The sequence below is a fragment of the Stenotrophomonas sp. GD04024 genome (assembly GCF_029837545.1).
Taxonomy (GTDB): domain Bacteria; phylum Pseudomonadota; class Gammaproteobacteria; order Xanthomonadales; family Xanthomonadaceae; genus Stenotrophomonas; species Stenotrophomonas forensis.
Genome location: NZ_JAOEDV010000042.1, coordinates 14,408 through 36,888, shown reverse-complemented (window position 1 = coordinate 36,888; position 22,481 = coordinate 14,408). Strand labels below are relative to the sequence as shown.

Here is a 22,481-nt window from a genome sequence, read left to right as displayed (position 1 = left end):
CTGCCCGGCCTCGCAGTGCACGAACAGCACCGGCACGCCGTGCGCTTCCAGCACCGCGGCCATCTGCCGCTGTCGCATCAGGAACTGCTCGTAGATGCCCTTCAGGCGGTCACAGTCGTTGTTGCTGTGGTTGTAGTGCGCGCACCAGCCGGCCGGATCGAACAGCGCCATGCGCGCCTCGCCATGGGTGTAGCGCAGCAGCGGCTCGGGCGCCGCGTTGAGCCATTCGTCCTCGCCCGGCGCCATGATCGCGGTCTCGATCAGCGGCCACAGCGCGGCCAGGCCCTGGTTGTCGTACTGCATCGACATCATCGCGGCCAAGTCGTTCACGGTGAAATAGCGCGCGTGCTCGATGCGGGCACCGAAGGTGTTCTGCGCCATCAATGCGGTATCGGCGTGCGCCATGCCATTGGCCAGCAGGGTTTCCTCCAGCGCATTGGCCACCGCGTTGGTGGTGGCCACATCGCTGCCGGTCAGCAGGAACGGCACCACGCGCAGGCCACCGCCCACCAGGCTGGCATCGGCCTGGAACGGCAGCGGCACGTCGCCGTTGGCATCGGTGCCGAAGGCCAGCAGGCGCGGGCCCTGGTTACGGCCTGGCGCACGCATCTGCAGTTCTTCCAGGCGGCGGTGGATCGGCCAGCCCGGGCGCAGTACTTCGGCCGGGTCGAAATGCGCGGCGGCGAACACCAGGTCCAGCTCGGCCACCTGCGGCACCAGCTTGGACAGGTCGCGGCCGACGCGTTCGGCCAGTTCACCGGCCTGTTCGGCGCTGAGTACCGCCTGGCGGGGGATTTCGCCGCCGGCCAGTTCCAGGGCCAGCACGCCAAGGGCATTCATCGCGGGGTCGGGTTTGCTCATGGTTCCACGGTTGGCCCATCACAGGGCGGCAGCTACACTTGGCTCCATTATGCCTGCTCCGTCGTGCAGGCCATGTTGCAGACACCCTCATCCATGCCAGGTATCTCCATGCCCAACGCTCGTCCCGTCGCCATCCTCGGTGGCGTCCGCATTCCGTTCTGCCGCCAGAACACCGCGTATTCGGATGTCGGCAACCTCGGCATGTCGGTCCGTACGCTGGGCGCGCTGGTCGAACGTTTCGGCCTGCACGGCCAGCAGCTCGGTGAAGTGGCGATGGGTGCGGTGATCAAGCACTCCAGTGACTGGAACCTGGGCCGCGAAGCCACGCTGTCCTCCGGCCTGTCGCCGCTGACCCCAGGCATCACCCTGCAGCGCGCCTGCGGCACCTCGCTGGACAGCATCATCACCGTGGCCAACAAGATCGCGCTGGGCCAGATCGAATCGGGCATCGGCGGTGGTTCGGACACCACCTCCGATGTGCCGATTGTGTACGGCAAGAAGCTGCGCGCGCGCCTGCTGGCTGCCAACCGTGCCAAGAGCACCGGCGACAAGATCCGCGCGCTCACCTCCGGCTTCAAGTTCTCCGAACTGAAGCCCGAATTCCCGGGCGTGGCCGAGCCGCGCACCGGCAAGAGCATGGGTGACCACTGCGAGGACATGGCCAAGGAATGGAACATCTCGCGCGACTCGCAGGACGAGTGGGCGGTGTCCTCGCACAAGAAGCTGGCCGCGGCCTATGAGCGCGGCTTCTTCAACGACCTGATCGCCCCGTTCCGTGGTGTCGAGCGTGACAACACCCTGCGCCCGGATACCTCGCTGGAAAAGCTGGCCACGCTGAAGCCGGCGTTCGACAAGGTGTCCGGCCGCGGCACGCTGACCGCCGCCAACTCCACGCCGCTGACCGACGGTGCCGCTGCGGTGCTGCTGGCCAGCGAAGAATGGGCGCGCGCGCACGGCCACGAGCCGCAGGCCTACCTGCGCGATGCGCACGTGGCGGCGGTGGACTTCGTGCATGGCGAAGGCCTGCTGATGGCACCGACCATTGCCGTGCCGGAGATGCTCAAGCGCAACGGCCTGACCCTGCAGGACTTCGACATCTACGAGATCCACGAAGCCTTCGCCGCGCAGGTGCTGTGCACGCTGCGTGCGTGGGAGAGCGAGGACTACTGCCGCAACCGCCTGGGCCTGGATGCACCGCTGGGCCGCATCGACCCGGACAAGATCAACCTGCTGGGTTCATCGCTGGCCACCGGCCACCCGTTCGCCGCCACCGGCGCACGCGTGATCGCCACCGCCGCCAAGCAGCTGGCCGAACGCGGCGGCGGCCGCGCGCTGGTCTCGATCTGCACCGCCGGCGGCATGGGCGTGGTGGCGATCGTCGAACGCTGATCGCATCCACGCATGGCGTGGATCTAACAACAAAAACGCCGCCCGATGGGCGGCGTTTTGTTGTTGCCCGGATGGTTGCTCTGGTGGGTGCCAAGCTTGCTTGGCACGGTGCCAGATTCGCCGGTGGATGCCGGCCAGCGGCCGGCACTACCGATCAGGGCAACCGCGGGTTGCCGAATTCGTCGCGCTCCTCGTTGGCGTCATACACCGGCGGCTGCACCGCAATCGGTTGCTCTTCCACCGTGGCACGCAGCGGCGTTTCGTTGCCGCGTACCAGCGCCACGCTGTCTTCGCCGCGCTGCAGGCGCAGCGCATTGGCCAGGCACTGCGCGGCCAGTGCGTGCTCGCCACGCTGTGCGAACAGTTCACCCAGCGCTTCCCATGCCGGTGCTCCGGCGCCACTGGCGATCGCCTCATGCAGGAACGCGTCGGCGGCATCCCACTGCTGCTGCGCCAGTGCTACGCGGCCCTGCGCCAGGCGCAGCGCGGCCGAGCCGTCATGCACGTTGCGCCAGCGTTGCAGGTTGGCCTGTCGGGTGGCCAGGCGCTCGGCCGGGAGGCGGCCATACAGCGCCACCAGTTCATCATCCCAGCGCTGGTCCAGCGCCTGTTCCAGCGCCAGCAGTGCCGGCTCATCCCAGTTCAGGGCCACCGCTCGGCTGGCATAGGCGCCCACCACGTCCGGCGTCGGCCGCAGTGCCTTCGGCGTGGCTTCCCACTGCGCGGCCAGCGCGTTGACGTCGGCCGCTTCCAGCAGCGCCTGCGCTGCCAGGCGTGCTTCCAGTTCGCTGCTGGCATCGGTCGGCAGCACCTTGCTCTGCCGCAGCGCGCCCAGCTGCCCATAGGCCTCGTGTGCGCGCCCGGCCTGCGCCAGTGCCTCGGTACGCAGCCACAGGCCACGCGGCGGCAGCGGCTGGATCGCGGCCACGTCCAGCGCGTTGATCGCATCCACCGGCAGATCACGCGCCAGCAGCTGTTCTGCACGCAGCAGCGCCTGCAGGGTGGCATCGCTTTCGCCCAGGCGCTGCAGCAGTGCTTCGCCGGCAGGGCCGTCGGCCCGTGCCTGCGCACTGCGCACGGCGTTGGCCAGCGCCACTGCGCTCACTTCGGGGTCTTTGGCGGCGCCGTCCAGCAGCTTCTCCGCACGCTGCCACTGGCCGTGCTCGTAAGCCTGTAGGCCGTCGATCAGGCGCACCCGGCCCTGCTTGCGGCGGTAACGGCCCCAGGCCCGGAACGGTGCGGCAATCAGGCTCCACAGCAGCCACAGCACCAGCACCGCAATCACCGCCAGCAACGCGACCTTCGGCAGGTTGCTGTGGTAGTCGTAGCCGCCGTATCGCAGGATCACTTCGCCGAAACGGTTGAGGTCATCGGCGCCGAGCCATTGCGCGGCGACTACGCCGATGGCCACGGCCAGCAACAGCACGACCAGGGATTGCAGGGGTTTCATGCGGGATTACCTCCGGTCGGTCTGGGTGCGAAGTTGCTGCAGGGTGCTGCCAAGAACGGTGTTGCTGGCCTGCAGCGGAAGCTCGCGCAAGGCCTTCAGTTCAGCACGTTGTGCGCGCAGGGCCGGTGAATCCGGCCAGCGCCGCTGCGCCCAATGCTCCACGCGTACCAACGCGGTATCACGGCCAGCACGGTCGCCGCGCTCGATCGCGGCGCGCGCCAGGGTCAGTTCCAGCTGCAGCGCATCGTCGGCATTGCGGCGTTCGGCGGCGGTCAGCGGGCCGTTCTGGCGGCTCGGGGTGATGTCCACGAACGGTGCCAGCGTGGCCTGCCACCAGGCTCTGGCGGTCGGCGGCGCAGCGTTGCCGGTCACCTGCGAGGGCAGGCCCTGCAAGGCCTTGGCCAATGCATCCAGGCGCTGCAACGACTGCACGCGCGGGCCGGCGCCGAGCGCATCCAGTGCATCACGTTCCTGCACCAGCGCCTGGCGCAGGTTGAGGCCATCGCTGTCGGGCAGATCGGCCAGCGCAGTGGCGGCCTGGGCATACAGGCGGCGTGCGCCATCCACATCGTCGGCGTAGTTCAGGCGTTGCGCGGCCTGGGTCAGCAGCAACTCGGCCTCGTCGCGCTGCACCGCCTGCCGGCCCTGGTTGGCGCTGTCGGCCAGCTTGGCCAGGTTTTCTTCCAGCAGTGCACTGCGCTGGGACAGGCCGAGCATCTCGTCGCGCAGCACGCGGTTGGTGGTGGCCGCGTCCTGCAGCCGCTGGCTGGTCGCGCGCTGGTCACGGCGCAGCGCATCCAGCGTGGCCTCCAGGCCCTGCAGCTGCACGGCGGTGGTCTGCGCCTGCGCCGCCTGTTCGCGCTGCTGTTGCTGCCAGAAGTACCAGCCCGCGTAGCCGCCCGCGCCGAGCACGGCCACACCGGCCAGCGGCAGCAGCCAGCGTGCGGAGCGACGGGGTAGGGAAACGGGCGGAGTGTCGTTCATCGGGCTTCCTTGTCGGCAACGTCGCCGGTGGTGGGGGACCGGCAGGCCGCGTTGTGCACAGCATCACTGTTGCCGACGACAGCGGCAAGCGTGACCCACGTCCCTGTTCAGGTCGCTGCCGGGACGGTGAGCGTGGCGTGTGCAGCCGCCACCAGCTGTGCGGTGGTGGGGCCGGCCGCGCGCACCACGTGCTGCAGGCCCAGCGCCCGCGCCTGTTCACCCAGGCGATCACTGGCCACCACTGCGGTCGCGTGCGCCTGCAGGCGCTGCTGCAATGCGGTTGGAAGTTGCTGCCAGAAATGCTGCAGCGCTTCGCCGCTGCTGACCGCCAGCACCCACGGAAAGGCTGAATGCGCCAGTCGCGCCAGCGTGCGCGGCGCCAGGCGCAGCAGGCGCCGCTGGTAAACGTCGGCGCGTTCGATGCGGGCACCGGCCGCCCGCAGCTGCGCGGCAATCAGGCCGCGGCCACCGGGCGCGGTCACCAGGCCGATGCGCAGGCCCTGCACGTTTGCCAGTACCGGCAGCGCCAGCAGGCCTTCGCTGTCCATCCGCTGTGGTGCATGCACGTCGGAAATGCCGTGTGCCTGCAGCGCGCGCGCGGTGCCTTCGCCCACCGTCAGCCACGGGCTGCGCTGCGCCTCGGCCAGCCGCAGCAGGGAAGCGGCCGCAGCAACCGCGGCCGGGCTGGTGAACACCACGCGATCGCAGTTCAGCGCGCGTTGCAGCTGGCGCACCACGGGCGTGCCGTGCAGGCGCTGCAACCGCCACGGTGAAAGGGCCAAAACATGCCCGCCCAGCCCAGCAACGGCGCGGCGCAGCGCCACATGCTGGCCTTGCGGGCGCAGTGAAATCAGGGTCCAGGCCGCGTCGGAGCCAGCGGCGCCAGTGGGTATCGTATGGTCGGCCATTGCCTGCATTATGCGGGCCCTTCGTTGTCGTGGTCGCTGCTCCGATGTCCGTTGATGCCCTGACTTCCTCGTTGGCCGCCCTGCAGGACGTACTGGACTGCATGCCAGCGGTCCGCGCCATGCAGATCCAGCTCGACGGCTATGCCGATGGCGTGCTGCGCATCACCGCGCCGCTGGCCGCCAACGTCAACGACAAGGGCAACGCCTTCGGTGGCAGCCTGGCCTCGGTACTGACCCTGTCCGGCTGGGCGCTGGTCAGCCTGCGCCTGCGCCTGGCCGGCCACGATGCCGAGGTCTACGTGGCCGACAGCAACCTGCGCTACCTGGCACCGGTCTACGAAGACCTGCACGCCCATGCCGAAGCCGCCGAAGCCAGCGGCTGGGACGCCTTCCTGAATACCTTCCGCCAGCGCCGCAAGGCCCGCATCAGCATTATCGCCACCCAGCCCGGTGCCGACGGCAAGCCTGCTGCCGAGTTCAGCGGTCGCTTCGTTGCCTTCGCCAAAGGGTAGGATGGCAGGCTGACGTTCTGGGGAAACCACCGATGCGCCGCCTCATCCAGTTCCTGATCTGTTCCCTGCTGCTGGCCAGCGCCGTGGCCTCGGCCGACGACCTCAGCCGCAAGCAGCGCAAGCTGCTGGAAGAGACCCAGATCGCCTACGGGGCGACCATCCGCTGGGGCAGCATGGACGATGCCATCGGTTACCTGGACCCGAAGCTGCGCAAGGAAAAGCCGCCGACCGAGTTCGAGCTCAACCGCTACGCGCAGCTGCGCGTGTCGTCCTATCGCGAGCGCAGCAGCGCCTCGCTGGATGGGGGCGAGGTCGAGCGTCGCGTCGAAATCGGGGTGATCAACCAGAACACCCAGGCCGAGCGCACCGTGGTCGTGGTCGAGCGCTGGCGCTGGGACCCGGAGGCCAAGCGCTGGTGGCAGTCCGCCGGCCTGCCGGACCTGTGGAAGGGGCAGTGACGGGCCGCGTCCGGCTTGTGCGACAATCGGCGCCCGCTTAATCGACCCGTGACCTGAGTGAATTACGAAGAGTTGCTGGCCTTTGCAGGCCGAAACCCGATGCTGTCCGCGGCCCTGGTCGGCCTGACCGTGGCCATCATCGTCACCGAGATCCGCCGCCTATTCCGGGGCTTCAAGGGCATCAAACCCGCCGAACTGACCCAGCTGATGAACGCGGGCGGCACGGTGGTGGTCGACCTGTCGGCCAGCGGTGACTTCGAGAAGGGCCACATCGCCGGCAGCCGCAACGCCCAGGCCAGTGCCTTCGGCCCGGACAACAAGCTGGTGGCCAATGCCAAACAGTCGCCGGTGGTGCTGGTGTGCCGCAGCGGCAACGCCTCGGAAACCGCCGCCAAGGCGCTGAAGAAGGCCGGTTTCGAAAAGGTCTACGTGCTCGATGGCGGCATTCCCGCCTGGCAGCAGGCCGAGCTGCCGCTGGTCAAGGGCCGCAACTGATTGCCGCAGGTGGCGCATCCGGCCTTGTATGGGCCTGATGCCGCCCCCATCGCAGTAATTCGACCCTCGTTTTCATTGCATTTATCTGGAGTTACTGGAAATGTCCGAAGAGATCACCAACGGCGCCGCTGCGCCGGTCGATGCCGCCACCGGCCCCGCTTTCACCGTCGAGAAGATCTACGTCAAGGACGTCTCCTTCGAGTCGCCGAACGCTCCGACCATCTTCAATGACCAGGTGCAGCCGGAACTGCAGCTCAACCTGAACCAGCAGGTGCAGCGCCTGGGCGAGAACGCCTTCGAAGTCGTGCTGGCCGTCACTCTGACCTGCCAGGCCGGTGAGCGCACCGCCTACGTGGCCGAAGTGAAGCAGGCCGGCGTGTTCGGCCTGGTCGGCCTGGACCCGCAGTCGATCGACGTGCTGCTCGGCACCCAGTGCCCGAACATCCTGTTCCCGTACGTGCGCCAGCTGGTCAGCGACCTGATCCAGGCCGGCGGCTTCCCGCCGTTCTTCCTGCAGCCGATCAACTTCGAAGGCCTGTACGCGGAAACCCTGCGCCAGCGCCAGGAGCAGGGCGACGCACCGTCGCTGGCTGACTCCGAGCCGGCCGGCAACGCCTGATTCCTGCCGCGACGTCACGGATGAGCACTACCGCTGACAAGATCGCCGTGCTCGGCGCCGGTTCCTGGGGAACCGCGCTGGCCAGCCTGCTCGCACGGCACGGTCACCCGACCGTGCTGTGGGGGCGTGATGCGGCCGTGGTCGAAGCCATCGACCAGCGCCATGAGAACCCGCGCTACCTGCCGGGCATTCCATTGCCGGACAGCCTGCGTGCCACCACCGATCTGGCGTCGGCGGTGGAAGGTGCGGCCTGGATCCTGGTGGTGACCCCGTCGCACGCGTTCGGCGAAACCGTGCGCGCGCTGGCGCCGCTGCGTCCGGCCGGTGCCGGCGTGGCCTGGGCCACCAAGGGCTTCGAGCCCGGTTCGGGCCGCTTCCTGCATGAAGTGGCGCGCGAAGTGCTGGGTGAGGACGTGCCGCTGGCCGTTGTCACCGGGCCGTCGTTCGCCAAGGAAGTGACCCAGGGCCTGCCGACCGCGATCACCGTGCACGGCGACGTGCCCGAGTTCGCGCAGGCGGTGGCCGAGGCGATGCACGGCCCGGCGTTCCGCGCCTACACCGGCGACGACATGGTCGGTGCCGAGCTGGGCGGCGCGATGAAGAACGTGCTGGCCGTGGCTACCGGCGTGGCTGATGGCATGCAGCTGGGCCTCAACGCCCGTGCCGGCCTGATCACCCGCGGCCTCAACGAAATGCTGCGCCTGGCCGCTGCGATCGGCGCCAAGCCGGAAACGCTGATGGGCCTGGCAGGCCTCGGCGATCTGGTGCTGACCTGCACCGGCGACCTGTCGCGCAACCGCCGCCTGGGCCTGGCCCTGGGCCGTGGCCAGACGCTGCAGGATGCCGTGCGCGAGATCGGCCAGGTGGTCGAGTCGGTGCAGACCGCCGACGAAGTGATGCGACAGGCGCGCCGCCATGGCATCGACCTGCCGATCTCCGACCGCGTGCGTGCCGTGCTGCACGGCGAACAGACGCCGGAAGAAGGCCTGCGCGCGCTGCTGGCGCGGGAACAGAAGCCGGAATATCCGGACACGCTGTTCAAGTGAATCGAAGAACCCCGGCCATGCGCCGGGGTTTTTGTATGCACCCCATCCACGCATGGCGTGGATCTACGACGGAAACCGCTTCTGGTAGCCGCCAACCTTGGTTGGCGCCCAGTAGCGCCGGACAACGCCCGGCGGAATCCATCACCGCGCCCGTGGCGGCGCGTTGCTGTTGTCCATATCCGAGAAAATCATCCATGGCCCATCGCCCACGCGCTTCAGCGTCAGTGTGAACTTGCCGGTGTCCCTCACGTTGTTGCCGAAGGTGTAGCCACCGATGATGTAGCCGACGTTCCCTTCCACGGCATAGGCCAACGCGCGCAACCGCAACGGGCTGCCGCTCTGGCCGCAATACGCCGCCTCGATGGCTTTGCGTCCGCGCACCGGCGCCTGGTTGCTCTGCAGGATGAAGCCATCCTCGGCAAACAGCCGGGCGAGCGCCTTTGCATCCCCCTTGCGCCACGCCTGTTCGTAGTCGCGCAGCACGCGATGCAGCGGCGCAGGCAGGGTTGTATCGGGAAGCGGTGGTGCAGGCTTCGCGCCTTCAGCATCGTGGGCGATGGCCGGCGATGCCAGCAGCAGGGCACTGCAGAAGATCACGGCGAGTCGTGTACGGCGCATGCGTCCAGGTCCTGGCGATGACGGGAGCGGCGAACGCATCCTAGCGCGCCGCTGGTTAGAATCACGCTGCCGCCGGCGTGGCGCATGCATCGCAGATCAGACAAGGAAAGGGAATGAAGTTTCAAGTTGCAGGGATGGCACTGATGGTCGCGCTGCTGGCGGCCTGCGGACAGGCACCGGAGAAGGCCGTCGAAACGATGCCTGCGGTGGCACCCGCCGCACCCGCTGGAACACCGGCAGCGACGACCACCGTGGTCGAGAGTGAACCGTCCATCGAGGACGGAGTGGATCCGTCGGTGTGGGACAGCGAAGGCGAGCCGGAAGACTCCGGTGGCGGCCGTGAGCTCACCTGCAAGGACAACCCGTTGGCGACCCATTTCTTCACCCTGGTGGGCGGTAACACGGTGGACGATTGTGGCCGCAAGGACCCGAAGGTGCTGGCCGCGTTCGATGCATTGATGAAGGGTACGCAGGCCGCCGAATCCGCCGACAAGGACATCCCGTCGCTGCGCGAACGCCTGTTGAGCGGCCCCAGCGGGCCTGGCGAGCTGCTGGTGCTTCAGGGCGAACCCTGGTGGTTCTACACCGCCTGCCAGGCCCACGACTGCCCCGGCACCGCGCTGGCGATGCTGTATTCGCCCGATCAGTCGAAGATGGTCGGCCGCCTCACCGCGCGCTGCCGGGTGTGGTGGCTGGGCGAGCCTACGGCCGAACAGCGCGAGCAGATCGAACAGCTCCGCCCGCTGGATGATGCCGCATTGAAGGAAGACAGCGCGCTCTGCGAATGAGGTGATGCCGGCGGGGAACGTCCGCTCATGCCGGGGCGGGCGTAGGCCATTCGTCCTGTTCTTCTGCCCGGAAACCGGCTGCTAAGCTTCCCCCCCCATCCCGTTGCCGACCGGCCTCCTTCCATGGCTTTCTGGACCGTCGTCTTCGCCATTGGCGCCGCGCAGGCCGCGCTGCTTGCCCTGGCCCTGTGGCGGCGGCCGGCCAATGCCGGGGCGAACCGGGTGCTGGCGATGTGGATCGCGCTGATCGGCATCGATCTGGCGGTGAAGGCGCTCTACTGGGATCCGTCCTACCCGGCACCCAGCAAGGCGCTGCGGTTCGTCGGCCTGTTCCCGTTCCTGTACGGCAGCCTGTTCTATGTCTACGTCAGGGTCCTGACCGAGGCCAGGGCCGTACGCTGGCGCGATGCTGTGCATCTTTCGGGATTCATCATCGTGCTGGCGCTGCATGCAGGCTTCTTCCTGCGTGGGCTGGTGCCGGCCGAGGGCATGCTGGCGCGAACGCTGCCGGGCATCGCGGAACTGGAATGGATGCGGCTGAACATCGTGCTGTACGCGTACAGCCTCTCCTATGTCATTGCTGGTCTGCTGCGGGTCGGCCGCTACCGGCGCGGCCTGCTGCGGCGGCGTTCGGATGCGGACCGGATGTCGCTGCACTGGATCGATGCGATGGCGATCTCGCAGATCCTCATCTGGCTCATTGCCACCACGCAATGGCTGGTCAGGATTCCCTGGATCGACTATCCGCTGATCTACGGCCTCGTTGCAGCGTGGGTATTCCTGATGGGCTACTTCAGCCTCACCCAGCCGGCGGTGCTGGTCGAGCCGGTTGCGGAACCGGCACCCGCCAACCGCGAAGTGGTTCCGGCCAGCGACGATGCACGCGTTGCCGAGGTTGAAGTGCGCCTGTCGCAGCTGATGGCCGGGCAGCAGCTCTACCGCGAACCGGCGCTCACCATCGGCCAGCTGGCCAGACGCTCCGGCTACCCCGAATATCTGGTGTCGGCGGTGATCAACCGCCGCTTCGGCGGGAATTTCTGGGAATACATCAATCGCCAGCGGATTGAAGCCGCCGCTTCCCATCTGGCCGATGGCGCTGACACCCGGACCATTCTCGACATCGCCTATGCCTGCGGCTTCACGTCGAAATCGACGTTCAACGCGGCGTTCAAGCGGCTGCTGGGTGAAACACCCAGCGCCTTCCGCAAGCGCCATGCGATGGCGGGCACCCCGCAATCACCGAGCCGCTGACAATGCAGTGGCCGGCGGTCGCCGCGGCCAGCGCAGTACCAGTTCGCAGAGTGCCAGGTTGAACACCCAGCATCCCCAGGCGGCGGCCAGATAGACCGGGGGAAAAGGCAGATGCAGCACGCCCAGGCCGATGCCCAGGATCAACCGGAACGTCACCGCAGACGCGGTGAGGGCGATGCTGCGCCACATCCACTGCTGGTGCCTGGCGAGGTTGCCGGCCAGCGCGTAGCCGATCCCGATGCTGGTGGTGGCCATCCATGCCAGCGCCAACAAGCCAAAGGCGATGCTGGTGGGGGCGCCGCCTTCTGCATGCAGGGCCAGCGAGAAGCCGGCCAGCCCGGCCACGAGCACTCCGCACGCGTAGAGCCCACCGCTCAGCCGGTGCAGGCGGGGGACACGCCGCTGGATCCATCCGTTCATCTGCAACGGCGCCAGCAACAAGGCCAGCCCGCCGCCGAAGAGGTGGGCGGGTACGTCCAGGCCGGACGCCGCGAACTTCATCTGCAGCGGGTTGTCCGCGTGTGGCTGGCCGTACAGCACGGTGAAGGCATAGGCGGCCACGGCGGCGCAGAGCAGGGCGAAGACCAGCCTCGCCGTCCAGCGGGCAACCTTGGGGAAGCGGTGTGGCATCTCGGAACCTCGCATTGGTGATCGAGGTTCCAGCGTGGGTGCGACGTACGGGAAAATCGTCCGGATCGGCGGAGTCGTACCCGGGACCGGCGGAGGAGTGCGGCCAGGGCGACCCATCGACAATGCCAACGCTGTTCCAGGAGCCCGGCCCTGAGGCCGGCCGGACGCTATGATCGGCCAACACCCGAACATGGAACGGTTCCCGCGCCCATGAAGATCGAGTCCATCTCTCCCATCCTGTCCGTAGACCATCTTGCCGAGTCGATCGCGTTCTACTGCGGCACGCTCGGATTCGAACTGGCGTGGTCGTGGGGTGATCCCGCCGACATTGCTGCCGTCTGCCGCGACGGCGTGGAGATCACCCTCACCCAACGGTCCGGGAGCAAGCCGGCAGGCGCAGCCCATGCCTATCTGGTCGTATCCGGTATCGACGACTATTACCGGTTCCTTGAAGGATCGGGTGTCACGATCGTCGTCCCGATCGGGGACAGACCCTACGGCATGCGCGATTTCCGCCTGGCGGACCCAAGTGGCAATGAACTCAGCATCGGGCAGGTCATGGAAAACAGGGACAGCGCTCGTTAGCGCGCATTACTTGCTTGCGCGCCGCGCACCCTTTTCGTCCTGGCCCTTTGCATCCCCCCTGCTCTGCGCGAATTCCGGGAACGTCTTCGCAATCGAATCCTTGTCCGGCAGGATATAGAACACGCCACCCTTCTCGAACGTGGCCTGCACGATCTGCTCGTAGAACGCGGGCGAGACATTGATGCAGCCATGGGTGACGCGGTTGTCGTCCGGGGTCGGTGTTGCCAGCCGCTCGGCGCGCTTCTCCTTCGGGCTGCCCGGCGGCAACGGGTGCATCGAGACCGCGGAATCGTAGTCCACCCACAACACGCGCCCGGCATCGTCGGAGGGGCCGTAGCCGCCAATGAAGCGGCCGGCAGGCGTGGTGCGGTCGTGGCCGGGAATCGCGCTCAATGCGAGCTTGGCGACGCCGGGTGCGGAGTGATCACCGATGGCCGATCCGAACAGCGCCGGTGCCGCGCCACGCAGCTTGCCCTCGCCGCTGAAGACCAGCACCTGCGCCGCCGCCTTGTCCATGACCGCAAATGGATAGCCCTGGTTGTCCTTGCTGGCGACGACCCAGCCGGCCAGCTCGATCACCGTTTCGGACACGCTCTGGTCAGGCGGAAGTTCATCAACGGCGGCCACCGGTGGTGCAGGTGCGTCCTTGTCCCTGGCGTTGGCTACGCCGCTGCACGCAACGGCCAGCGCCATGACCAGTGCGGCATGCAGGGCGCGGCGTGCAGGGGAGGGGAAGGTACGAATGGGACGGCTCCTTTTCCTTGCAATGCAATCTTGGGTGGAAGGATGCCAGTGGCCGGCGAAGGCCACTGGTTCCCGATACTGAGGTCGATCAATTCAAGGGGTGAGGGAGCGGTTACCCGCGCGGCTTGCGGCCGGCGGGTGCCCTTTCAAGCTGCTGGACGCGGCCTTCGATCTGGTCGAGGCGCTGGTTGGCCTGCTGTGCAGACTGGTTGGCGGACTCCGCACTCTGCGCGGCGCCCTGCACCTTTACGTCGAGCTGATCGAGACGCGAGTTGATGGTTGCAAACTCGTTCTTGTATGAGGCGCAAGCGCCAAGGCTCACGGTGGCGATGAGCGCCACGCTGAGTGCACGGGCCATCTTCAGGTGTTGCGAGGTCAGTTTCATTCCACTCCCTCCTTCGTCTGGGGAAGCTGGAATATAGCGGCGTTTGTTCCCGGCGCTGACAAGCGCTTTCAGCTGCAATTTGAGTACGTGGATGGGCTGTGAAGCCTGCTGCTGACCCAACATTAACAAGCGGGATCAGGCGAGCTGATCTACGTCATCGAAGCGCCTTGCGCCTCTTCATATCCGCCAATTCATCAGCATGAAGCGGGAATCCTCGCTTGGCAGACACACGCAGCCCCGCTTGCGTCAGGCATAGCTGCAGCGTTGCCGAAGCGCGGCATGCCTGTTCGTCGCTTGGGCAACGCACTCGCGGGAAATGCGATGGCCGAAGCAATCGTTCAGCCCGCGAGTGCGGCCGCTGCCAAAGGCGCATGGCGAGTTCCCTGAACGGCAGCCATATTTATATACCAGTCAGTTCAATATTCAGGGTCGATTAGATCCCCTAACGGATAATTCACACCTGTCGACCGCCTCCTCTCTCTCCCCCTCCCGGGAGGCGGTCGACGAAACCAAAATAATTAAAGGTGTGTCCCGATGAACAAGAATTCGCTGCTTGCCCTGGGTCTTCTGGCTGCTCTGCCGTTCGCTGCATCGGCAACCGACGGCCTGTCGTACAACTACGTTGAAGGCGGCTACGTGAACACCGATGCCAAGGGCGGCGACGCCGATGGCTGGAAGGTGAAGGGTTCCGTGGCGGTGCACCCGAACTTCCACATCTTCGGCGACTACAGCGCGCAGGAGACCGACAAGTTCAAGAACGACGTCGACCAGTGGCGCCTGGGCGTGGGCTACAACTATGGCATCGCACCGAACACCGACCTGGTGGCTCGCGTTGCGTACCAGAAGTACGACGAGAAGCGCGGCCTGGACTTCAACGGCTACTCCACTGAAGTGGGCGTGCGCACCGCGTTCAACCCGTACGTGGAAGGCTACGTGATGGCCGGCTACGAAGATTTCAGCAAGAAGCACGGCTACAACCCGGACGGCGAGTTCTACGGCCGCGTCGGCGCCACTGCCAAGTTCAACCAGAACTGGGGCCTGAGTGGCGAAGTGAAGCTGGCCAAGGCCGGCGACCGCGAGTGGTTCGTGGGCCCGCGCTTCACCTGGTAACAAACGCCTGTCGTTAGTGCGTGTTGTGCTGGCGTGTGACTCTCTCTCTCTCTCCCACACGCCAACCGAAGCCCGGCCTCGCGCCGGGCTTCACTTTTATGGGCATCCCGTTCACTGGCTCCCGTGCCTCAGTGATCGGGGGTCTGCACCAGCCCGAGCCTGATCAGGCTTTCGGCGGTCGCCACGATGGCGTCCTCGCGCGAACGCGGTGACCACCCCAGCATGCGCTGCGCCTTCTCGCTGGTTGCGTTCATGGTGCGACCCAGCAGTGGGATCGAGCCACGCAGCGCCGGGTCCTTCAGTGCACCCAGGCGCATCACCCAGTTGGGAATGACACGGGTACTGACCTTGCCCGCAGAGGCGCCCATGCGCTGCTTCAGGATCTTTGCCACCTCGCCCAGCCAGAGGCTGTCCCCGGCGATGGCGATGAAGCGCTCGCCGCTGGCCGCCGGATGGGTCATCGCACGCAAATGCAGGTCTGCCACGTCCCGCACGTCCACGAATCCGCAATTGATCTTCGGCGATCCCTTCTGGCCCTGGAGCAGATTGCGCACCAGGCGGATGGAGTGCGAATAGTCGCTGCCCAGCACCGGGCCGAGCACTGCGGTCGGGTTCACCACCGAGAGCTCCAGGCCACCGCCCTCGCGCGCGATGAAGTCCCACGCAGCACGCTCGGAGAGCGTCTTCGACTTCTGGTAGAGCCAGACATCAGCGGACAGATCGCTCCAGTCGGTCTCGTTGAACGGGCGGCCGATGTCGCCGTGGCCGGCACAGATCGCGCCGAAGGCCGAGGTCAGCACCACCCGTTGCACGCCGGCGTCGCGCGCCGCGCGCAGGACGCGCAGGTTGCCATCCACGGCCGGGCGCACCCACTGTTCTTCGCTGGTCTGTTCGCCGGTGGGTGTAGGCGATGCTCCATGCATCACGTGGCTGCAGCCGGCAACGGCTTCGGCCCAGCCCTCGTCGCGACCGAGGTCGGCCACCACCACGCTGAGGCGATCGCCCGGCTCGGCGCCACCGACCTTCAGCTGTTGGCGCACCTCCGCTTCGCGCGACAGTGAGCGCACCGTGGTGCGGACGTCGTAGCCGGCCGCGAGCAGGGCCAGGATGCAGTGCTGGGCGATGAAGCCGGTGCCACCGGTCACCAGGACGGTCGTTTTCATGGGAACTCTCCAGATACGTGGGGGGATTGGCGGGCCATCCCGACGCGGATCCAGCGGCATGGGTGGCTATGTCTACAGCTGTATACATGCGTTGTCGGTCATTGTCTACAGCTGTATACTTAACGCATGGACACGCCCGCCGCACCGACCACCCGCAAGCCCCGCCAACGTGATGCCGAAGCGACCCGCGAGGCGATCCTGGCGTCCGCACGCCGGGCCTTCGCCCTGTCCGGCTATGACGGTGCTGGAGTGCGTGACATCGCGGCCGGGGCCGGGGTGACGGCGATGATGGTCAACCGCTACTTCGGCTCGAAGGAGCAGCTGTTCGCGGAGGTGGTGGAAGACACCATGACCCAGGGCAGCCTGATTGCCGGCGGCATCATGGACCAGCCGGAACCGGGCAAGGCACTGGCGCGCGCACTGGTGAAGATGACCCGCGCCGATGCCACGCCCATGGACGGATTCCTGATCACCTTCCATTCCGCATCGAGCCCACTGGCAGCGGAAATCGGCCGCGACAAGATCGCCGCGCATCACCTGGAGACCGTGGCCGCCTCGCTGCAGGGCACGCAGCGGGCCGAGCGCGCCGCGCTCATCCTGGCGATGATTTCCGGCTTCCAGGTGATGCGGCAGATGATCGCGCTGCCGGCCCTTGCCGATGCCGACGAGGACGAGCTGGCCGAGTTGCTGGGTACGGTATTCGAGCGGCTGATCCAGCGGTCTGCAGCCGGGCCGTAGGATCAGTTCACCGGCTTGCCGTAGCTTTCGGCGAGGATCGCCTTGTACTCGGCCAGTGACGGCAGGCCCATGGCGCTGCGCCGCGCGTCCAGGCCGGGCATGTCTTCGGTAGGGCGCAACTGCATCGCGCCGTCGTCGCCCTGCACGAACTGGCTGCCGTAGCGTTGCGGCCTGCCCTGCGCCACCAGCACGCGGTCGGTGAGCAGGGCCACGTCGGCACGGTCAGCCTCGCCTGCCTGGGCGGCGTGTTCGATCAACGGCAGCACCTGGGCCTGGAAATCAGGGTCCTGGTCGGCGTGCTGCACCAGCAGCCAGGCCGCCTTGGCGCCATCACGGCCGACCTTCGAACGGGTCGGCCATCCCTTCTCGGCGATCACGGTCTTCAGCCACTCCGCATTGGCCTTGGCTACGGGTGCGGTGCCCTTGAAGGCCTCGCCGCCGCCGTCCGCGATGGCTGCATGCTGCGCGGCCTGGTCGCGGGCTTCACGGTCGAGCAGTTCCCTGCGCAAGGGTTCGTCCATCAGTCCCGCACGTTGTTTCTGCATCGCTTCCGCGCGGGCCAGCATCCGTGGCCACTCCGGTCCGGCACGCAGGGCATTCAGGCCTGGGCGATCCTTGTGCAGCAGATCCTCGAGGGGAAGGCGGTCCTGGCCCAGCAGCGCGATGACGTAGGCCATCGCCGCGGCGTGGTCACCGGTGGCGGCGGTGCATTCGACCAGCAACAGCTCGCCACCGTCCGGGAAGCGCTCACCGTTGTGGTACATCGCGCCGAGGGCATCGGCACAGCCTTTGGCGTCGTCGTCCTGATAGCGCTGCAGTGCCTCGTAGAACGAACCGGCCCCGGCCGCATGGGTGCTGCCGGTTGCAGCCAGCAGCAGCACAAGCAATGCCGGTGCCAGCTGGGGCGTGAGGATGGATGCCAACGTGTCTTCCTCCATGAAGGCCGCTTCATGGGCAATGCCATGCCGCCGGTACCTGCAGTGTGCCAGTGTTCGTGCCCTGTGGGTGGCGGCACACTGGCGCGGAGCCAGGGAGAACCGCACTGCGTGAGTGCGGCATTGCCGTTTCGGACGGCCGCGAATGGTGCCCTGCCGAGGTCTTCGCCTGGTTTCGCGAGCGCGGCCTGTTGGCCGGACCCTTCCTGCGTATCGCGTGGCAAGGGCGGGACGCATTCGAGATCACCCGCGGACAGCCGCGCGACGCCTTCGCGCCCGCTGCCCCTTCTGCGTAGTGGCGAACTGAGAACCGCTCCGTCGCTGGCAGGGGGGTTCCGCTATGATCGCCCGCACATCGCCGCGCGCGATGCGCCCGCCTCAAGCCAGCAGGAACCGTCGTGAACTCCCAGCCCGCACCGATCACCGCCCTCAACCACACGCTCGACAACGAGCCGCAGCAGATCACCGCGCCGCTGACGCACTCGGCCGCGTTCCTGGTGTTGAAGGTGAAGGATGACGCGGCCTCGATCGCGAAGGCACGCGAGGTGCTGGCCAGTACCGACGACTTGATCAAGAACACCGCCATCCGCGAGATCGAGCGCACCTTCACCTGCAACGTGGCCATCGGCCATCGCGTGTGGCAGCCGCTGGTGGGCAGCGCGCCGCCGCGTGAATTGAAGCCGTTCCGCGAGATCAAGGGCGCCACCCACACTGCGGTCTCCACGCCGGGCGACCTGCTGTACCACATCCGCGCGCGCACGATGGATCTGATCGTGGCGTTCGAGCGCAACCTGCTGATGGCCTTCGGCGATGCGGTGGAAACCGTTGATGACGTCGCCGGTTTCCGCTATTTCGATGGCCGTGACCTGCTCGACTTCGTCGACGGCACCGCCAACCCGGAAGGGCTGTCGTTGCCTGAGGCAACCATCGTCGGCGACGAAGATCCGGACCACGCCGGTGGCAGTTACGTGGTGGTGCAGAAGTACCTGCACAACCTCGATGCGTGGCGCGCGCAGAAGACCGAAGCCCAGGAAGCGATCATCGGCCGCACCAAGCACGACAACATCGAGCTGGACGACGCGCCCGCCGATGCGCAGAAGTCGCACAAGACGCTGTGCACGATCGAGGACGCCGACGGCGAGCACGAGATCCTGCGCGACAACATGCCGTTCGCCACGCCGGGCCGTGGCGAGTACGGCACCTACTTCATCGGCTACACGCGCCGCCTGTGGGTGATCGAGACGATGCTGGAACGCATGTTCATCGGCAATCCCGCGCCGCTGCACGACCGCATCCTGGACTTCTCCACCGCCGTCACCGGCGTGACCTTCTTCGCGCCCGCGCGCAAGGTGCTGGCCGATCTGGGCGACTGATCGCCGGTTACGCGGCCGTAGAGTCGAGCTTGCTCGACTGCGCCATAACCAGGCCAAGGCAGTCGAGCAAGCTCGACTCTACCCTCCGCCATCCGCCTGTCATCTACGACGCCGACCATGGCGCGCTGGATGGGAGCGCAGGAGGCAGGCGATGGCCAGGACAGGGATCAAGGGCGGCATGCGGCGCTGGTGGCGTCCGCTGGCCGCGGTGTTCGGCGCGTTGGCACTGGGGAGTGCCAGCGTGTCCGCGCAGGACGCTCCTGCGCACTGGATGGCCTACGCCGCCGCCGTGGGCGGCCAGTTGCAGCAGCGCCTGCAGCTGGAGCAGGACCCGCAGGCCCAGCGTGTGCTGGAATGGCTGCAGGCGCATCCGGACACGCCGGCCCCGTTGCCGGTCAGCGTGTGGATCGCCGCCGATGGCCGCATCTCGAAACTGGAATTCGACAGCCTGGGCGACCGGCAGGTGGACGCGGATCTGCGCGCGGCGCTGCTGGCCGCACCCCTGCAGGCGCCACCGCCGGACATGCGCCAGCCGCTGCGGCTGGGCCTGGCGCTGGAACCGAAGTAGGGCCACGCCCTGCGTGGATGCGCCTATTGGTGACCCCTCAGCCACGCATGGCGTGGCTCTACTGTGGATGGCCAGCGCACAGCCTGGCCCTCCTCATCAACGTACGGGTGCACCCTGTGGCTCGCGCGCGGCCGCGCTCCACGCGCGCAGGCCGAACACGGCCAGGCCGAGGAAGAACACGTACAGCGCCGCAGTCACGTGCAGCGACTTGAACAGGTAGGCGCCCACATAGACCACGTCCACTGCGATCCACACCCACCAGCACGCCACGTGCCGGCGCGCCTGCCACCACTGGCCGACCAGGCTCAGCGCGGTCAGCATCGCGTCCAGCCACGGCAGTGCGGCATCGGTGAAGGTGTGCATGGCCGCGCCCAGCGCCACGCCGCCGCACAGGCCGATGGCCAGGTCGCGCAGCAGCTTGCCGCGCGCCAGCGGCACGATGCGGACGCTGCCCTCGTCGGCCGCGTGCTGGCGCCAGTTGAGCCAGCCGTAGACCAGGAAGCCGCCGAAGGCGACCTGCAGCAGGGTGTCCGAGTACAGCTTGGCCTCGGCGAACACCAGCCCGTACAACGTCACCGACAGCAGGCCCACCGGCCATGCCGACAGCCGGCGCCGGGCCATCAGCCAGACGCCGAGGATGCTGCACAGCGCGGCGGTCCACTCGAGCAGGGCGCCGCTCACAGTGCGAACGTCACCGACAGGCGGGCCTGTCGCGGTGCGCCGGGGAACAGGTAGTAGTCACCGCCGCTGCTGCCGGTATCACGCCAGTAGAAGCGGTTGAACACGTTGTCCACCGACAGGTTCCAGGTCACCGCACGTTCGTGCAGGCGATGCTGGAAACGCAGGCCGGCATCGAACACCGAGTAGTCCGGTGCACGCACGTCGCCATCGGCACGGGCGACGTTGGCACCGGCATAGCGCCAGCCCCCGGTCGCCTCCAGGCCCTGCACGAAGGGCAACGCGTAGGCCAGGTGCACGCTGGCGCGCACCTTCGGCACGTTCACCAGCTGATGGCCTTCATAGGCCGGCGTGCCGGTGTCGCGTGCGCGCGCCTGCAGCACGCTGGCACTGGCCACGATCTGCAGCGCATCGGTCAACTGGCCGTTGGCGGTCAGCTCCAGGCCGGTGTGGGTCTGTGTGCCTTCCTCGACGAAGGTATAGCCAGCGTCGCTGTTGTCGGGCTGGGCGTACTGGTACGGCTGCGAAATGCGGAACACCGCCGCGCCCAGCGTCAGCGCCTCGACCGGCACGTACTTCACGCCCACTTCCAGCTGCCGCGACTGCACCGAGGGCAGGAAGGTATCGGCGTTGCTGGTCCAGAACGGCGCTTCCTGGCCCAATGAAATGCCGCGCACGTAGCTGGCGTAGGCATTGAGCTGGTCGGTCGCCTTCCACACCAGTGCGGTCTGCGGCAGGAAGCGCGACAGGCGGCTGTGGCGCTGTGGGGTGCCGCGCTTGTCGTACGCGCGTTCATCCAGCCGCACGAAGCGGCCACCGGCCAGCCATTGCCAGTCGTCACCGAAGCTCATCCGGTCCAGCGCGAAGAATGCGGTCTGGCGGCTGTCCAGGCGTCGCGCGGACGGCCCCGGCATCTTCGGCGACGGCTCGAACACCGGCACCTGCGTGTCGTGGATGTTGCTGGTGCCGACGTACTCGTTGACGCTGGGCCGCTTGTCCACGGTACGGCGGAAGTAGTCGGCACCGACAGTCAGCTGGTGGCCGACCGTGCCGGTCTCGAAGCGGCCACGCAGCTCGGCACGCGCCTGCTGGTTGCGCCGGGTGTCGTCGGGGCTGCGGTAGTCGTAGACGTCGTAGTCGCCATTGGGGGCGAAGTAGTTGCCCGGCACGCTGCCATCGGCGCATTGCGCGGCGTAATAGCAGCCGTAGGCGAAGGCGACGTTGTCATCGATCACCGAGCGGCTGTGGCCGACCGAGACGCGCGACTGCCACGCGTCGTTGAAGTCGTACGTGTGCAGGGCGGTGATGTTGGTGCTGGCGATATCCACCGGGCGCTGCCACGGCTGGTAGCCGAGCAGGTGCTCGCGGTCGACACCGCGCGGCAGGTCACGCGCGCCCAGCAGCTGGTAACCCGACACCGAGCGCTGCGAGCTGGTCTGGTAGTTGGCATCCACTTCCAGCTTGCCGCGTTCGCCGATCAGCCAGTCGGCGGCCAGCGAGTAGAAGTTGCGGCGGCCATCGGCGTGCTCGACGTAGGAACTGCTGGAATCCCAGGCGGCGTTCAGGCGCAGGCCGAAGCGCGGGGTGATCCAGTGGCCGACATCGACGGCGACGTAGCGCGAGCCTTCCGAATCGGTGCCGAGCGTGGCGGTGCGCACTTCGGCCGGACGCTTGCCGATGTAGTTGATGATGCCGCCCGGCGCCATCACGCCGGCGGCCAGGCCGGCTTCACCCTTGAGGATCTCCACCGCCTGCACGTTCTCCAGCGCCAGGCGCTGTTCGCCAGCGATGGACAGGCCGTTGAAGCGATAGCCGGTGGCGGCATCGAGCGCGAATCCGCGGATGGCGATGTTCTGGTAATAGCCCACGGGTGCATACGCATCACCCAGCGAGGCATCGTTGCTGGCCAGCTCGGACAGCGAACGCACCTGGCGGCGATCGAGATAGTCGCGCTCGAGCACGTTCACCGAAGCTGGCGTGTCCTTCCACGAACCGCCACCGAAGGCATTCACGCGTGAGGTATCCGCCTTCGGCTTGCCGGCCTGCACGCGCACCGCCGCCAGTTCGGTGGGCGAGCGTTCGGCGCCGGTGGCAGCCGCATCGGCAGCAGCGTCGGCCTCGCTGGCATGCAGCGGCAGCGCGGCGCAGAGGGCGAGGGAGAGCAGGGTGGGGCGCAGGCAGCGGTTCATTCGG

At 67.4% G+C, this 22,481-nt stretch carries 25 protein-coding genes; 13 read left to right on the top strand and 12 right to left on the bottom strand.

The window, feature by feature from the left end:
* On the bottom strand, positions 1–861 hold an 861-nt coding region (locus tag N7590_RS14070), incomplete at its 3' end, for a hypothetical protein (RefSeq protein ID WP_279935659.1).
* A gap of 93 nt (positions 862–954) precedes the next feature.
* On the opposite strand from N7590_RS14070, the gene N7590_RS14065 reads away from it, so the two are divergent.
* The gene (locus tag N7590_RS14065) at positions 955–2,250 is read left to right on the top strand and encodes an acetyl-CoA C-acetyltransferase (RefSeq protein WP_279935657.1); all 1,296 of its coding nucleotides are present in this window, start codon (positions 955–957) and stop codon (positions 2,248–2,250) included.
* A gap of 154 nt (positions 2,251–2,404) precedes the next feature.
* Here the strand turns inward: N7590_RS14065 and N7590_RS14060 are convergent, their stop codons facing one another.
* The 3 genes from N7590_RS14060 to N7590_RS14050 all read right to left on the bottom strand — a co-directional run bounded on the left by N7590_RS14060 (position 2,405) and on the right by N7590_RS14050 (position 5,601).
* Entirely contained in the window at positions 2,405–3,700 is a 1,296-nt protein-coding gene (locus N7590_RS14060; protein WP_164241549.1) for a heme biosynthesis HemY N-terminal domain-containing protein, read from the bottom strand.
* Between the two features lie 6 nt (positions 3,701–3,706).
* A complete protein-coding gene (locus N7590_RS14055) occupies positions 3,707–4,684 on the bottom strand; it encodes a uroporphyrinogen-III C-methyltransferase (protein WP_053508961.1) in 978 nt (325 codons plus the stop codon).
* Between the two features lie 107 nt (positions 4,685–4,791).
* On the bottom strand, positions 4,792–5,601 hold the full coding sequence (locus N7590_RS14050) for a uroporphyrinogen-III synthase (RefSeq protein WP_053508960.1): 810 nt from the start codon (positions 5,599–5,601) through the stop codon (positions 4,792–4,794).
* Positions 5,602–5,636: 35 nt separating this feature from the next.
* Here N7590_RS14050 and N7590_RS14045 point away from each other — a divergent pair, with 35 nt between their 5' ends.
* From N7590_RS14045 to N7590_RS14025, 5 genes are all read left to right on the top strand, one after another.
* The gene (locus N7590_RS14045; protein WP_008266702.1) at positions 5,637–6,104 is read left to right on the top strand and encodes a YiiD C-terminal domain-containing protein; all 468 of its coding nucleotides are present in this window, start codon (positions 5,637–5,639) and stop codon (positions 6,102–6,104) included.
* A 32-nt stretch (positions 6,105–6,136) separates the two neighbouring features.
* Positions 6,137–6,562, top strand: coding sequence for a hypothetical protein (locus tag N7590_RS14040; RefSeq protein ID WP_164241547.1), 426 nt, complete (start codon positions 6,137–6,139; stop codon positions 6,560–6,562).
* A gap of 57 nt (positions 6,563–6,619) precedes the next feature.
* A complete protein-coding gene (locus N7590_RS14035; RefSeq protein WP_004153552.1) occupies positions 6,620–7,057 on the top strand; it encodes a rhodanese-like domain-containing protein in 438 nt (145 codons plus the stop codon).
* A gap of 100 nt (positions 7,058–7,157) precedes the next feature.
* Complete coding sequence (gene secB, locus N7590_RS14030) at positions 7,158–7,676, top strand: protein-export chaperone SecB (protein ID WP_004153553.1); 519 nt, start codon at positions 7,158–7,160, stop codon at positions 7,674–7,676.
* A 20-nt stretch (positions 7,677–7,696) separates the two neighbouring features.
* On the top strand, positions 7,697–8,722 hold the full coding sequence (locus N7590_RS14025) for an NAD(P)H-dependent glycerol-3-phosphate dehydrogenase (RefSeq protein WP_004153554.1): 1,026 nt from the start codon (positions 7,697–7,699) through the stop codon (positions 8,720–8,722).
* Positions 8,723–8,863: 141 nt separating this feature from the next.
* Here N7590_RS14025 and N7590_RS14020 read toward each other — a convergent pair whose 3' ends face one another.
* Positions 8,864–9,340, bottom strand: coding sequence for a nuclear transport factor 2 family protein (locus N7590_RS14020; protein ID WP_204275107.1), 477 nt, complete (start codon positions 9,338–9,340; stop codon positions 8,864–8,866).
* Positions 9,341–9,453: 113 nt separating this feature from the next.
* On the opposite strand from N7590_RS14020, the gene N7590_RS14015 reads away from it, so the two are divergent.
* On the top strand, positions 9,454–10,128 hold the full coding sequence (locus N7590_RS14015) for an Ivy family c-type lysozyme inhibitor (protein ID WP_164241546.1): 675 nt from the start codon (positions 9,454–9,456) through the stop codon (positions 10,126–10,128).
* A 123-nt stretch (positions 10,129–10,251) separates the two neighbouring features.
* Positions 10,252–11,379, top strand: coding sequence for an AraC family transcriptional regulator (locus tag N7590_RS14010; RefSeq protein ID WP_279935654.1), 1,128 nt, complete (start codon positions 10,252–10,254; stop codon positions 11,377–11,379).
* Here the strand turns inward: N7590_RS14010 and N7590_RS14005 are convergent.
* Entirely contained in the window at positions 11,365–12,024 is a 660-nt protein-coding gene (locus N7590_RS14005; RefSeq protein ID WP_164241544.1) for a DUF2306 domain-containing protein, read from the bottom strand. The two genes, N7590_RS14010 and N7590_RS14005, sit on opposite strands and share 15 nt — an antisense overlap.
* A 195-nt stretch (positions 12,025–12,219) precedes the next feature.
* On the opposite strand from N7590_RS14005, the gene N7590_RS14000 reads away from it, so the two are divergent.
* A complete protein-coding gene (locus N7590_RS14000) occupies positions 12,220–12,594 on the top strand; it encodes a VOC family protein (RefSeq protein WP_164241543.1) in 375 nt (124 codons plus the stop codon).
* 6 nt (positions 12,595–12,600) lie between these two features.
* On the opposite strand, the gene N7590_RS13995 is transcribed toward N7590_RS14000, so the two are convergent.
* Positions 12,601–13,287, bottom strand: coding sequence for a murein L,D-transpeptidase (locus N7590_RS13995; protein ID WP_164241542.1), 687 nt, complete (start codon positions 13,285–13,287; stop codon positions 12,601–12,603).
* Positions 13,288–13,450: 163 nt separating this feature from the next.
* Positions 13,451–13,723, bottom strand: a complete 273-nt coding sequence (locus N7590_RS13990; protein WP_053448469.1) for a hypothetical protein — start codon at positions 13,721–13,723, stop codon at positions 13,451–13,453.
* Positions 13,724–14,257: 534 nt separating this feature from the next.
* On the opposite strand from N7590_RS13990, the gene N7590_RS13985 reads away from it, so the two are divergent.
* On the top strand, positions 14,258–14,833 hold the full coding sequence (locus N7590_RS13985; RefSeq protein ID WP_004153562.1) for an Ax21 family protein: 576 nt from the start codon (positions 14,258–14,260) through the stop codon (positions 14,831–14,833).
* Positions 14,834–14,961: 128 nt separating this feature from the next.
* On the opposite strand, the gene N7590_RS13980 is transcribed toward N7590_RS13985, so the two are convergent.
* Positions 14,962–15,996: an aldehyde reductase gene (locus tag N7590_RS13980; protein ID WP_053512004.1), complete on the bottom strand. Its 1,035-nt coding sequence runs from the start codon at positions 15,994–15,996 to the stop codon at positions 14,962–14,964.
* Positions 15,997–16,122: 126 nt separating this feature from the next.
* Between N7590_RS13980 and N7590_RS13975 the strand changes: the two genes are divergently transcribed.
* Positions 16,123–16,734, top strand: a complete 612-nt coding sequence (locus tag N7590_RS13975; RefSeq protein ID WP_164242455.1) for a TetR/AcrR family transcriptional regulator — start codon at positions 16,123–16,125, stop codon at positions 16,732–16,734.
* Positions 16,735–16,736: 2 nt separating this feature from the next.
* Here N7590_RS13975 and N7590_RS13970 read toward each other — a convergent pair whose 3' ends face one another.
* On the bottom strand, positions 16,737–17,657 hold the full coding sequence (locus N7590_RS13970) for a DUF6624 domain-containing protein (RefSeq protein ID WP_239544468.1): 921 nt from the start codon (positions 17,655–17,657) through the stop codon (positions 16,737–16,739).
* Between the two features lie 410 nt (positions 17,658–18,067).
* Between N7590_RS13970 and N7590_RS13965 the strand changes: the two genes are divergently transcribed.
* Both N7590_RS13965 and N7590_RS13960 read left to right on the top strand, forming a co-directional pair.
* The gene (locus N7590_RS13965) at positions 18,068–19,042 is read left to right on the top strand and encodes a Dyp-type peroxidase (RefSeq protein WP_164242453.1); all 975 of its coding nucleotides are present in this window, start codon (positions 18,068–18,070) and stop codon (positions 19,040–19,042) included.
* A gap of 151 nt (positions 19,043–19,193) precedes the next feature.
* Positions 19,194–19,610: a hypothetical protein gene (locus N7590_RS13960; RefSeq protein ID WP_164242452.1), complete on the top strand. Its 417-nt coding sequence runs from the start codon at positions 19,194–19,196 to the stop codon at positions 19,608–19,610.
* Positions 19,611–19,706: 96 nt separating this feature from the next.
* Here N7590_RS13960 and pnuC read toward each other — a convergent pair whose 3' ends face one another.
* Both pnuC and N7590_RS13950 read right to left on the bottom strand, forming a co-directional pair.
* Positions 19,707–20,279, bottom strand: a complete 573-nt coding sequence (pnuC, locus tag N7590_RS13955; protein WP_053451221.1) for a nicotinamide riboside transporter PnuC — start codon at positions 20,277–20,279, stop codon at positions 19,707–19,709.
* Positions 20,280–20,287: 8 nt separating this feature from the next.
* The gene (locus N7590_RS13950; protein WP_164242451.1) at positions 20,288–22,477 is read right to left on the bottom strand and encodes a TonB-dependent siderophore receptor; all 2,190 of its coding nucleotides are present in this window, start codon (positions 22,475–22,477) and stop codon (positions 20,288–20,290) included.
* Positions 22,478–22,481 lie beyond the last annotated feature (4 nt).